General features: G+C 62.8%; 11 protein-coding genes and 1 pseudogene. 6 read left to right on the forward strand and 6 right to left on the reverse strand.

Going from position 1 to position 12,419, the window contains the following annotated elements; all coding sequences use genetic code 11:
* Nucleotides 1-15 precede the first annotated feature (15 nt).
* On the reverse strand, nt 16-798 hold the full coding sequence (gene exoK, locus FNA46_RS11760) for an endo-1,3-1,4-beta-glycanase ExoK (RefSeq protein ID WP_143125385.1): 783 nt from the start codon (nt 796-798) through the stop codon (nt 16-18).
* A gap of 3 nt (nt 799-801) precedes the next feature.
* Nucleotides 802-1,944 (reverse strand): acyltransferase family protein, encoded by a 1,143-nt coding sequence (locus tag FNA46_RS11765; RefSeq protein ID WP_143125386.1) that lies wholly within the window; start codon nt 1,942-1,944, stop codon nt 802-804.
* Between the two features lie 687 nt (nt 1,945-2,631).
* On the opposite strand from FNA46_RS11765, the gene FNA46_RS11770 reads away from it, so the two are divergent.
* Nucleotides 2,632-3,597 (forward strand): glycosyltransferase family A protein, encoded by a 966-nt coding sequence (locus tag FNA46_RS11770; RefSeq protein ID WP_143125387.1) that lies wholly within the window; start codon nt 2,632-2,634, stop codon nt 3,595-3,597.
* Nucleotides 3,598-3,650: 53 nt separating this feature from the next.
* Nucleotides 3,651-4,595, forward strand: a complete 945-nt coding sequence (locus FNA46_RS11775) for a polysaccharide pyruvyl transferase family protein (RefSeq protein ID WP_143125388.1) — start codon at nt 3,651-3,653, stop codon at nt 4,593-4,595.
* A gap of 24 nt (nt 4,596-4,619) precedes the next feature.
* Here FNA46_RS11775 and FNA46_RS11780 read toward each other — a convergent pair whose 3' ends face one another.
* Both FNA46_RS11780 and FNA46_RS11785 read right to left on the reverse strand, forming a co-directional pair.
* Nucleotides 4,620-5,633 (reverse strand): glycosyltransferase family 2 protein, encoded by a 1,014-nt coding sequence (locus FNA46_RS11780; protein WP_143125389.1) that lies wholly within the window; start codon nt 5,631-5,633, stop codon nt 4,620-4,622.
* Between the two features lie 101 nt (nt 5,634-5,734).
* The gene (locus FNA46_RS11785) at nt 5,735-6,037 is read right to left on the reverse strand and encodes an exopolysaccharide production repressor protein (protein WP_143125390.1); all 303 of its coding nucleotides are present in this window, start codon (nt 6,035-6,037) and stop codon (nt 5,735-5,737) included.
* Between the two features lie 687 nt (nt 6,038-6,724).
* Between FNA46_RS11785 and FNA46_RS11790 the strand changes: the two genes are divergently transcribed.
* The 4 genes from FNA46_RS11790 (at nt 6,725) to FNA46_RS11805 (ending at nt 11,218) form a co-directional block, all read left to right on the forward strand.
* A complete protein-coding gene (locus FNA46_RS11790; RefSeq protein WP_143125391.1) occupies nt 6,725-7,405 on the forward strand; it encodes a sugar transferase in 681 nt (226 codons plus the stop codon).
* Nucleotides 7,406-7,625: 220 nt separating this feature from the next.
* A complete protein-coding gene (locus tag FNA46_RS11795; RefSeq protein WP_143125404.1) occupies nt 7,626-8,849 on the forward strand; it encodes a polysaccharide biosynthesis/export family protein in 1,224 nt (407 codons plus the stop codon).
* Nucleotides 8,850-8,874: 25 nt separating this feature from the next.
* Nucleotides 8,875-10,146, forward strand: a complete 1,272-nt coding sequence (locus FNA46_RS11800; RefSeq protein WP_143125392.1) for an O-antigen ligase family protein — start codon at nt 8,875-8,877, stop codon at nt 10,144-10,146.
* A gap of 61 nt (nt 10,147-10,207) precedes the next feature.
* Nucleotides 10,208-11,218 (forward strand): acyltransferase family protein, encoded by a 1,011-nt coding sequence (locus tag FNA46_RS11805; protein WP_143125393.1) that lies wholly within the window; start codon nt 10,208-10,210, stop codon nt 11,216-11,218.
* A gap of 15 nt (nt 11,219-11,233) precedes the next feature.
* Here FNA46_RS11805 and FNA46_RS11810 read toward each other — a convergent pair whose 3' ends face one another.
* Nucleotides 11,234-11,629 carry a DUF4112 domain-containing protein gene (locus FNA46_RS11810; RefSeq protein ID WP_143125405.1) on the reverse strand — a complete coding sequence of 132 codons (396 nt, stop codon included), beginning with the start codon at nt 11,627-11,629 and terminating at the stop codon, nt 11,234-11,236.
* Between the two features lie 112 nt (nt 11,630-11,741).
* Nucleotides 11,742-12,419 (reverse strand): annotated as a pseudogene (locus tag FNA46_RS11815) (altronate dehydratase); the annotation flags it as partial.

Below are 12,419 nucleotides of genomic sequence, written 5' to 3' on the forward strand. Positions count from 1 at the left end.
GCCGCGAAATGCGGCTCAGTCTTGCGCGCAGAGCACGGAGCCCTGAAAACGGCAGCCCTCGCCGAGCGCGGTGAAGGCGATGCGTTCCACCTGCATCGTCACCGGTCCGGAATAGGCGAAGGTGCCCATCCAGTCCTTCAGCGTGTCGCTGCCCCAGAGGCTGGCGAAGATCTTCTGCGGATGGCTGGGGATCTTTGCCGGGTCCGTCACCTCATGCACCAGCCGGCCATTGACGAAATAGCGCAGCCGGTTGCGCTCCCAGATGAAGGCATAATCGTTGAAACCCTTGTCGGCGCCGCCGGCGACCGGCACCAGCTTCTCATTGCCGCCCTTGGCGGAAATATACTGGTTGAGCTGCACCTCGCCGGTGTTCTTGCCGAGCACCTCGAAGTCGATCTCGTCATGCGGCTGCTTGTCGGTCGGGCCGATATAGGAGAAGAAGGCGGAGTTCAGCCCGGTTCCGGTACCGGCCTTCATGCGGATCTCATAGGTGCCGTAACCATAGCGCTGGCGGGTCTGGATCTCGCCGCAGACATAGGCGCGGTCGCCCACCTGCTGGCGCTCCAGCCCGAGCGTCAGCCGGCCGCCCTCGACCTTCACCTGTCCCTTGGACCAGGTGCAGTTCTGGTGCGGGCCATTGTTCCAGCCGTCGGACACATACCAGAAGGACGTATCCAGCCGGTCGAACTTTTCCACGAAGGAGGGTCCGAGGGACTGCGCCGAAGCCGGTGCTGCGGCCAGCATCGCTGCACCGATGGCGGCAAGGACGAACGGGCGGATCAGGATCTTGCCGGTCATGGTCTACCTCTGCTGATGGATCAGGCGGGCGGAATGGCCGGGGCCGGACGCGGCCCCTTTCGGCGCACCGTGTGGAGGAAAGGATCTGCGATTGCGGCTGCCGGTCAGAACCTCGTAGAGCGCGGGCGCCTTTGCGCGCACCAGCCGATTGCTGAGAATCATGACCGCAAAGGTGAGAAGCACGGCGCCGATATAGAACACCGGATAGTAGTCGGCGCTGATATAGCGGTTCCACACCATCCACATCAGCATCAGCAGCGGATAGTGCGCGCAGAAGGTCCAGAAACTGAGGCTGCCGGAGGCGGCCAGACGCTGGCCAAGGCGGGTGCGCACCAGCGGCGCAGACAGAAGCCAGAAGCCGAGCGCGCCGAGAATGGCCAGAAGATTGCGCAGGATGTCGAGCATCAACGGATAATCGGGCCCGTTCGACAAAAGCGGATCGGCCAGGACCAGGGCGGCGAGCAGCACGAGCCCGATGCCGAGCGGCGCATGGCGATCCAGCATCTTGAGATCGACCCGCTGCAGCGCGAGGAAAATGCCGAGCGTGAAGCTGAACAGGATCGACTGCTTGAGAACGATGCCGGAGGTCAACTGCGGGATGACCGCGATGGCAAACAACACACCCAGCACCGGCGCCGGCGCCTTGCGCACGAGGAAAGCAAGCAGCGGCGACAGGACGATGCAGACCATCAGATCACGCAGGAAATACAATGGCAGGTTGACCGGAAAGTCGCCGGCGGCCAGAGCATGATCGGCCCAGTCGGCAGGCTTTGCGGCCCACAGGTCCGGAAAATAACCGATCCCGACGCCAAAGTGCTGCATGAAGAGCACACAGAGCAGCACTGACAAGTTCCAGATCAGGAAGGGCATCAGCAGCGTGCGCGCCTTTTGCCGGAGCGTGCGGCGATAATCGAATCCGTCGAGGCCCTTGCGAAACAGCAGATAACCCGAAAGGGCGCTGAGGCAGGGCACACCAATGCGAAACAGGCTTTCGCCCAGAAACACCCGAAGCCAGTCGAATTCATCATTGTTCTGCAGAAAAGGGCTCGCATCGTGGTCGTAAGGGACATGCACGAAGACGATGCCGGCAATCAGCAGCATGCGCATCAGGTTGATGCGGGAGGATATGTTCTGATCAACAGTCACACGGTTCACCCCTCTCTGGTCGCGATCCCCCCTTCGCCACCGGTTCCGATGAAGCGGACTTATGCCCACGGGAAAAAGTCTGCTGCCCAGTTTCGGGAATAATGTGGCACTGCAGCAAAATCTCAAGATGCGAATAGCCTCCGGAGCCATCCGAAAGCGGCTGCAGGAGAGCCCGAACGCTACAGAGGCAAGGCTAGTCAGTTGAATTCAGGGGGCTTTCCGCGATCACGCCGCCCCAAAAAATGTTCCAAAAATTTACACACCCCTCTTCAAAAAACTTTTCCGAGGCGCAGATCTCCTACCTCCGACGGGTTTAGCCGGCGCCAAATACGGCAAAAATGAGGCAAAATTCACGATCGCACCTCGAAGACGTGAGGACCGACAACAGAAGTGAACCATTTTAGAACACATGAGCCGAAACAAAACATTGGCCATCCCGCCGTTTTTCCGGCAGTTTGGGCGCTGGCATGGCAGGGTCTTGCCGCAATGCAATATGCGAACAAATTTCAGCCGGATTGAGAGGGTTCTCATCGGTCATGCTGACGGCCTGAGGCAAGGCTTGCGGCGCGAAAACACAGATTCACCATCGCTTTGCGGCCCGCCGGGCCGCCGGGCACAGACTGCCGTTTCATCCAGGTTTCCGGGCAGCGCCAGGGAACCGCGACATTGACAGGCTGGGGGCGACCTATGGCGACGTTCACCGTGATCATTCCGTTCTATCAACGCGAGCCGGGCATCCTCACCCGTGCCCTAGACTCGATTTTCGCGCAGACATATTCGGATTTCGATATCATCATCGTCGATGATGAATCCCCCCTGCCGGCCGCAAGGGAGCTGGAAGGGATGGATGCAGGCGAGCGGGACCGCATCCGCGTCATCCGCCAGCCGAATGCGGGACCGGGCGGCGCGCGCAATACGGGACTGGACAACATTCTCCCCGGCACCACGTTTGCGGCCTTTCTCGATTCCGACGACATCTGGCTGCCGACCCATCTGGAGAATGCCCACAAGGCGCTGACCACGCTTGAAGGCGACTGCTACTGGGCCTCGATGCAGGCGGACGAGGATTTCTACTACCATTTCGGCATGGCCAAGCTGGAAGAGGAGGCCGGCGCACGCCGCGTGATGGACGAGCCGCTGGTGCTTGAAGTGGCCGATCTCGCCAGCGTCATGCTGCGTAACTGGAGCTTCCTGCACCTCTCCTGCATGGTGATTGCCCGGCCGATCTTCGAGACGATCCGCTTCGAACCGACGCTGAGGCTAGCGGCAGAGGATGTGCTGTTCTTCTGCGACTGCATTCTGGCCGCGAAACGGCCAATCCTGTGCGATGCCGCCGGTGCCGGGCGCGGGCGCGGCATCAACATCTTCCACAGCATCGACAACCAGTCGCCGCAGTTCCTGCGCCAGCAGTTCAACACCTGGGTGGCGCTCGACAGGCTGGAGAAGCGTTTCTCGCGCCGCCCGCAGGATGTGGCCTCGATTGCCGCCTACAAGAACACCGCACGCCGGCAAGCGCTCTGGAGCCAGGCCGGCCTTGTGCGCCGCCGCAAGGTGCCGGACCTTCAGATGCTGGCGCGCTGGATGATGCGCGATCCCGCCCTGATCCGCACCGTCTTCGAACTCGGCACCGGCAAGATCCGCAGCGCGCGCTAGATCCTGCACATCAGGCCGGCCCTCCCCCATCAACGGAACCGAAGGACCACACGATGAAGCCCTATTACTGGGAATCCCACCATGGCAATTTCGGCGACGACCTGAATCTCTGGCTCTGGGACTATCTGCTGCCCGGCCTCAGAGAGGTGCATCCGCAGACGCTACTCGTCGGCGTCGGCACGGTGCTGAACCCGGTGCTGCTGCCGAAGAGCACGCCGAAACTCGTGATCGGCAGCGGCTATGGCTATGGCACGCCGCCCGATATCTCCGACCGAAGCGAATGGGACGTGCGCGCCGTGCGCGGCCCGCTGACCGCCGAAAAACTGGGCCTCGCCCCCGAGATGGGCATCGTCGATCCCGCCGTGATGGTGACCGAGATGCCGGAATTCCGGAACCAGCCGAAGCGCTTCAAGCGCACCTTCGTGCCGCACTGGGAATCGGCCGAGTTCGGCATCTGGGAAGCCGTCTGCGAACCGGCCGGGCTCACCTATCTCGACCCCCGCGGCGAGGCTCGCGACGTGATTGCCCGCATCGCCCAGTCGGAGCTGATCGTGGCGGAATCCATGCATGCCGCCATCCTGGCGGATGCCTTCCGTGTGCCGTGGGTCGCGGTCAGCACCTCGCGCGCCATCAACAGCTTCAAGTGGAGCGACTGGGCGGCAACCGTCGGCGTTACCTACCGGCCGCGCTACGTGCCGGTCTCCACCCGGGCGGAAGCCATTCACAAGCAGTCTCGCTTCTGGGGTGTGAAGTTCGAAGGGACTGGCGCCTCGCATGCGCCACCTGCCGGGCCCGGCAATGTCGGCACGCTGCCGCCCCGCACAGACATTCATGCGCCCTGGCGCAAGGCCGCCAAGCAGCTGCTGGCCGCCCCTTCCGCGCTTGCGCTGTGGCAGGCAAGCCGCGCCGAGCCGCAGCTGTCGCCGGAGGGTCGCCTGGAGGAACGCAAGGACCGGCTGTGCGCGGTGCTGGAAGGCGTGCGGCGGGATTACTTCTGACGCCACCCGCCGCGATGCCCAGCCTTACTGCCGGGCCACCGGCACGGCGGGCAGCAGATAGCGCAGCTTGCCGGCAGGCACCGGTGGCTGCGTCTGCTTGGCGCCGGCAAAGGCCTCCAGCTTGTCGCCCAGAACGCCGGCGAGGACGCCCGGCGCCGTCAGCGGGTGCGTCAGCAGATGACGAACCGCCGCTGGCGCGCCCCCCTTGGCCTTGATGTCGAGCGCATGGCGCAGGTCATGCCGCGCCCTGATATGGCGTTCGTGCCGCGCCACCGCCTTCGCCTGCTCCGCCGTCAGGAGGCCGGGTGTCAGCCGGATGCGACGCTCGGCCTCGTAAAGCCGGCGCAGGTCTTCCGTCCGGTGCCGGCCGCTCAGCGAATTGGCCCTGACCACCGCACCATAACCGCAGTGATCGATGACCTTGTAGCGGGCGCCACGCGCAAGGGCGCGCAGATAGAGATCATAATCCTCGCCGAGCCGCAGGCTCTCGTCATACCGCAAGTCATGCGCGATCAGGAAGCTTCGCCGCATGATCGGCTTCAGGAAGCCGATCTCGCCGCGTGGGCGGCCGCGCCGGGAAATGTTGCCCTCCACGAAATCGACGAGCGACAGCTGGCGGCTGCGGGCCTCGAAGCGCTCCGGCTCGACGGCTTGCGCGGGATCGTGATGGATGAAGCCGATATTGTCGGCAATCAGATCCCAGTCCGCCTCGGCCTGCATGGGAGCAAAGCGGCCGGGAAAGAAGAAATCATCCGCATCAAGAATGCCGATCAGCGGTGCGGTGGAAATGTCGATGGCATGGTTGCGGGCCGCCGAGGGGCCGCGGTTCTTGTCAAACCTTGCCACCACAAGCCGGCCGGTTCCATCATCCGCCCGATGCGCCGCACCGGCCGTGTCGTCGCCGGACCCGTCATCCACCACCACGACTTCCTGCACCGCCGCCTCCGCAAGCGCCGAGCGGATCGCCTTGCCGATGGTCTCGGCGGCATCCTTGGCCGCGATGATGACGCATACCTGTTTCCCGATATCCTCGGTCATGCCTGCCTCCGTTGCGGTCGATCGGTGGGATAGGAACTAGGATGATCGCCAGCATAGGGAAGCACCTGCAGCAAAATTGCGGCAGAGCAACATGAGAAAGATCAGCGGTCGCCAATCTTGAGCCGTGTGGGGGAGCGGGAAGCAATCTCACCCTTCACGGTCGCGCTGCCGCGCTCGTCAGTCCGCCCGGCGGCACGCGCCGCCTGCTCCTGCCGCTTCAGACGCTCGGTCCGTTCCCGATGCACCAGCACGAGGACACCGATGAAATAGCCGACCTGCAGGATCAGAGCACAGAGAAGTGTCTGCCAGACGGTGGCAAAGGCTGAACCGTTGAGCGCATAGGTCGCCACAGCAAAGACAACGAGAACGGTCGACATGCTGACGATGACGCGCGGCCCGTACATGGTGTCAGCCTCCCGATCTCGAGGTTTCGTTAGCGCCGTCCCGCTCTCCCTGTCCCGGTTGCACTCGGGCTTTACAGGAACGACCTGGTCAGAGTTAGCACATTTGCGTTCACACGTACCATGACTATTTGGTAATGTCGCTTCAGCAGTGCGTGTTCCGAAAACGGACAGATCCTGCCATCTTTCCGCCGCCATCCGGGCGCGATGAACGGTTTCGGCAGCGTGTGGCACGCCCATCCACACCCCCGCGATCAAAAATTGTTACACAGAAACGGCTCTTCGCGATCTCTGAGTTTGCAGTGCAATATATGCACCGCACCGCAAAAAGCAGAGCCTCTGACAGATCTTTCGGTCAGCTTGATGCGGGTGGAAAGAAATCGATCCCCCGGCTGGGGCAAGTGCAAGGCGGCCTTCACTTGACGAAGGTTAAGGCTTTCGCACCAGGTTACACTCCTTTTTTCGAAAATACACAACAACCTATCAGCATCGACTGAAGCGACACTGATGTGTCCCAAATAGGATCAACACCAGGATGCGTGGCAGGTGTGCCAAACAGGGAGTTCCGCCCCAACCTGATACAAAAAATAACTGGAAACAAATTCCGGTCGCACAATTATTATCTCATCCGCCGGCACATGATGCGCCGCAATGGCACCGACCACTCGCACCACCAATGGAGTCCTCTCTATGAAGTCCGCGACACGATCGGCAGGTTCGCCGCTTCCCGCAACCGAAGAGATGCACTTCGCCTTTCCCACAGGCGGCGTCGCCAAGCGCGCGTTCGATATCGTCACGGCCCTTTCGGCCCTGATCGTCTTCAGCCCGCTTTTTCTGATGATCATGGCGCTCGTCAAATTTTCCGACGGCGGCAAGATCTTTTACGGTCACAAGCGCGTCGGCCACAATGGCCGCCCGTTCCGTTGCCTCAAGTTCCGGACCATGGTGATGAACGGCGACGAGGTTCTGCGCCGCCACCTGCACGCCAATCCGGAAGCCGCGGAAGAGTGGCACGCCACCCGCAAGCTGAAGGATGATCCGCGCGTCACGACCGTTGGCACCGTGCTGCGCAAGCTCAGCCTTGATGAACTGCCGCAGCTGATCAACGTGCTTCGCGGCGAAATGAGCATTGTCGGCCCGCGCCCGGTCGTCGACGAGGAACTGTCGCTCTACGACAGCTTCGCGGTCTACTATCTGCGCACTCGCCCGGGTCTCACCGGCCTCTGGCAGATCAGCGGTCGCAACGACGTCTCCTACGAGCGACGCATCGCCTTCGACACGCACTATGTCCAGAACTGGTCCCTGATGCAGGACGTCTCGATCATCCTGAAGACCATACCGGCAGTGTGCATGTCACGCGGCAGCTACTGACGGGATTGCGGGAGGACCGCAGCCGGATGCTGCGGATGACGTATCCGTATTCGACCCGCCGCCGGCCAAGGCATGGCGGTTTTTGCCCGGATGACCGAGGGGAAGAGCGGCAGCCGGGCGCCAGAGACAAGGATCATTCATGCGCGTTGCACCCCATCGTGTTCAGCACTTTGCACGCCCTCGTCGTGCCCTGCGGCGACAGGGCCTTCTGGCACTGGTGATGGCCGGAACGCTGATGTCGCTGTCGCCCCTGCCCGGAGGCCAGATCGCGCATGCGGCCGAAGACCAGGGCTACCGGCTGGGCGTCATGGACAAGCTGCGCGTGCGCGTGGCGGAATGGCAGGCGGCGGAAGGCGAGATCCGCAACTGGGATGCGATTGCCGGCGACTACAGTATAGGCCCCGGCGGCCAGTTGTCCCTGCCCTTCATCGGCAGCCTGGATGCCCAGGGCAAGACGACCTCCGAGATCGCCGAGGAAATCGGCCAACGGCTGCAGCAGAAGCTTGCCCTGCGCAACCTGCCCTCCGCCTCCGTCGAGGTGGCGGAGTTTCGTCCCGTCTTCCTGACCGGCGACGTACAGACACCCGGCCAGTACGCCTATGGCGTCGGCATGACGGTGCTGAAGGCCGTCAGCCTGGCGGGCGGCCTGCGCCGTTCCGAGGCCGGCCAGCGCTTCGCCCGCGACTTCATCAATGCCCGCGGCCAGACGGACGTGTTCGATTCCCAGCGCGCACGCCTGGTTGCCCGCCATGCCCGACTGGAGGCGGAACGCGCCGACAGCGCCGAGATCGCCATGCCGAAGGAACTCGAAAAAGTGCCGAATGCGCAGGAGCTGATCCGCAGCGAAACCGCGCTCATGAAGCAGCGGCGCGACCGCTATGACCTGCAGCTGAAGGCACTCGCCGAACTCAAATCGCTGCTGCAGAGCGAAGTGGAATCCCTGAAGCGCAAGAGCGAGACGCAATCGCGCCAGCTGGAAATTGCCGAGCAGGATCGCGACAAGATCAGCAAGCTCAGCGAACAGGGCCTCGCCCTCAATTCCCGCCTGCTTTCGATCGAGGAGCGTACGGCAGAAGTGCAGTCGAGCCTGCTCGACATTGACACGAACATCCTGCGCGCCAAGCAGCAGCTGAGTCAGGCCGATCAGGACGAGATCAACCTGAAGAACGACTGGGAGGCCCAGCGCGCCAAGGACATGCAGGATACGGAAGCCGAACTGGAAAAGCTCAACCTGCAGATCGGCACCAACCAGCAACTGATGGCCGAAGCGCTGGCGCAGTCAGCCGAGGCGATCAAGTTCGATCCCAGCGGCCGCGCAGCCTCGATCCGCTACTCCGTGGTGCGCGACGATGGCAAGGGTCCCAAGGAAATCCCAGCCGACGAGATGACAAAGCTGCAGCCGGGTGACGTGATCCGCGTCACATCCGAGCTTCTGATGCAGTAAAGCCGCGCATCATGGGGACCGAGCGATGAGAATTGCAAAGGCCGTCTTCATCCGTGCGGACGAGAACACGGTATATGGAACAGTGGCGGTCGCGCTGTCGCTGTTCGTCTTTGCCTATTCCGCACGGCTCGGCCCCCTGTCGATCCTCGTCTACTATGGGCTGTGGCTTCCGCTCGTGCTCATGGATTACCGCCGCGTCCTCGGCAACTATCTGCGCTTCGTCTGGATCTTCGGCTTTGCGGCCTTCTGCTTCCTCTCGGTGTTCTGGTCTCCGGCACCGGGCGTATCCATGCGCACGGCGATCCAGTATCTCACCCATATCGTCTGCGCGCTGATTGCCATGCGCACGCTCTCGACCGCGACCCTGACGCGGGGCGCCGTGGTCGGATGCGGCATCGTGCTCGTCTATTCCCTGCTGTTCGGCGTCTATCACTACGACCCGCTGGATGGCACCTACAGCTTCGTCGGCGCCTTTGCCTCGAAGAACCAGCTTGGCTTCTTTGCCTCGCTCGGCCTGCTGTTCACCTATGCCGGCGTGATGATCACCGGTTTTCGCCGGCTGTGGCTTGGGGCGGCCGCCGGCACGGCCGCACTGTCGGCCTACAGCCTGCTTGCCTCGCAATCCGCCACCTCGGTGCTGACCACGCTGGCCGTCATTGCGCTCTGTATCGGGCTGCAGGTACTGGGCAAGCTTGCGCCGCGCCAGCGCAAGATCGTGTTTGCGGCGGGCCTGGTGCTGGTGGCAATCGGGGCCAATGCGGCTCTCGCGTTTGGTGCGATGGATGCCGTTCTCGGCGCCTTCGGCAAGGATTCGACGCTCACAGGCCGCACCTATCTGTGGCAGCAGGGCATCGAGGCAGCCCGACAGTCACCGATCGCCGGCATCGGCTACCAGGGCTACTGGGTGCAGGGCTTTCCGGAGGCGGAACGGCTGTGGGAAGAATTCTACATCGCCTCCCGCAGCGGCTTCCATTTCCATGACACCTATATCGAGACCATGGTGGAAACCGGCGTGATCGGCACGGTTCTCCTCAGCCTCATCCTGCTGACCGGCCTGTTCGGGCATCTGAAGCGCGTGCTGCATGACGACGACAACCCGGAAGCGCTTGTGATGTTTGCAATCCTGGCGCTGCTCTTGGTGCGCTCCTTCGTGGAAATCGACATCATGCACCCCTACCATGTGGGGTCCTTCCTCTTTTATTTCGCCGCCGGCAAGCTGACGCTGAAACCGCACCGCGCCGTCGATCCCGGCCAGCAGGTGCTGGCCTGGCCGGTGCCGAGACCGCATCTGGCCTGACACCCGGGCCGGCTCGCACAAGCCCATCATCTTCGACGACAGCACAAGTGGAACAGCGGCAATGAAGACGCTCTACGGCATTCAGTATCTTCGCGCGATCGCAGCCCTTGCGGTCGTTCTTTTTCACGCCGCCGAACGGTCCGGCGAAAACTTCGCCATCGGTGCCGCCGGCGTCGATGTGTTCTTCGTCGTCAGCGGCTTCATCATGATGGTGATCAGCCACAACCGGCAGCAGACACCGGCGAGCTTCCTACGCGAACGCATTCTTCGCATCGTGCCGAGCTACTGGATCGTCACCAGCATCATGGTTTTCGGCGGTGCGCTCGGTCTCTTTCCCAATCTCGTGCTGGACCTGCCGCATCTGATCGGTTCCTATTTCTTCCTGCCCGTGCCCTCGCCCAATGGCGGTGCGCTCTGGCCTCTCCTGGTGCAGGGCTGGACACTGAATTACGAGATGTTCTTCTATCTGGCCTTTGCCGCAACGCTGCTTCTGCCGGAGGGACGACGGCTTGCAGCGCTCGCCCTCCTGTTTGGCCTGCTCGTTGCAACCGGGCTCATGATCGATGCGCCGGGCGAACCCCTGCTGTTCTACACCCAGCCGATCCTGCTGGAATTCCTGGCGGGCGCGGTGATCGGCCGGCTGTGGCTTGGAGGCCAGGTGCCGCGCACGGAAACAGGCCTGATGCTGATTGCCGGCGCGGTGCTTGCCTTTGCGGCGATCTATCTCACCAACATGGATTTCAGCACGGCAATCTGCGCGCCGCTGGCCATCGCACTCGTCCTCGGCGTGCTGGCGCTGGAAAAGGGCGAGGCACTGCCGCCACTGCCGGGGCTCGCCTATCTCGGCGACGCCTCCTATTCCATCTATCTCTGGCATACGCTTGCCATTTCCGTGGTGCTGAAGATCGGTCTGGCGCTTTCGCTTCCGGCCCCTCTGATCGCCTGGATCGGCGCGCTTGCAGGCACCTTGCTCGGCATTCTCTGCTATGAGGGACTGGAACGGCCTCTGCAGCACTTCATCAAGCACCGGCGTCTCGTGATCCGTCGCCCACGCCGGCAGCCGGCGGAATAACCTTCAACCATTTCCTCAGCGACGTGGAACGCCCTCTGCGGTCAGGTCGAAGTGATCGAGAATGATCTGAAGATTGCGGCGGTGGGATTTGAAATAGAGGTCGAACAGATCGCCCGCCAGCGGCACGCTGCCGAACACCGCATCTGTACCGATATTGGCCAGCATCTCCATCTGCTTGCGGGCGGGAAGTCCGAGCCGGCGCGCCTCGTTGAGGATGACGAGACCGACGAGCGCCCCGCCGGCATCTCCCACCACAGGCACGAGGCCGAGAACGAAATCGGCGCCGAAACGGATGTTCGTCCCCGGAATCCGGACGGCGGTATCCATCAGCCGCGCCACCCGGGCAAGCCGCGCAAGGCGGCGCATGGCGCCGTCATCGAGGATCGTCCGCCGCGCGGCGGCTGCACCCATGTCCGTCGTTCTGGCCAAGCGTCACCTCCCCTGAGGGCCATGCCGACCCGGGACACTCAACGCAGACGACAGATGGCGGTTCCCCCTTGAGCGCGAAGAACGGCGGATGCGATCAGGTCACCGCACCGACCTGCCAGGGCACGAACTCGTTGTCACCGTAATCATAGATCTCGCTCAGCGTCTTCTGGCCGGACGCCACCGCAATCACATGCTCGAAGATGCGCTCGCCGGACTGCTCGATCGTCTCGTCACCGGTGACGATGCCGCCGCAGTTCAGATCCATGTCCTCCTTCATGTGCTCGTACATGTCGGAATTGGTGGCGATCTTGATGCAGGGGGCGGGCTTGAAGCCGGAGACGGAGCCGCGCCCGGTGGTGAAGCAGATGACGTTGCAGCCACCGGCGACCTGCCCGGTGACGGCGACCGGATCATAACCCGGCGTATCCATGAACACGAAACCCTGCTCGGTCACCGTCTCGGCAAACTCGTAGACCGCCTTCAACGGCATGGAGCCTCCCTTGGCGACGGCGCCGAGCGACTTTTCGAGAATGGTGGTGAGGCCGCCGAGCTTGTTGCCATGCGAGGGGTTGTTGTTCAGTTCGTCGCCATTGCGGGCGGTATAATCGCGCCACCAGTCGATGCGGTCGAGCAGCTTCTGGGCCACCGCCGGCGTCACGGCACGGCGGGTGAGCAGATGTTCCGCGCCATAGATTTCCGGCGTCTCCGAAAGCACGGTCGTGCCGCCATGGCGCACGATGAGATCGGAGGCATGGCCGAGCGCAGGATTGGC

The sequence above is a fragment of the Affinirhizobium straminoryzae genome, assembly GCF_007004135.1.
GTDB classification, from domain to species: domain Bacteria; phylum Pseudomonadota; class Alphaproteobacteria; order Rhizobiales; family Rhizobiaceae; genus Neorhizobium; species Neorhizobium straminoryzae.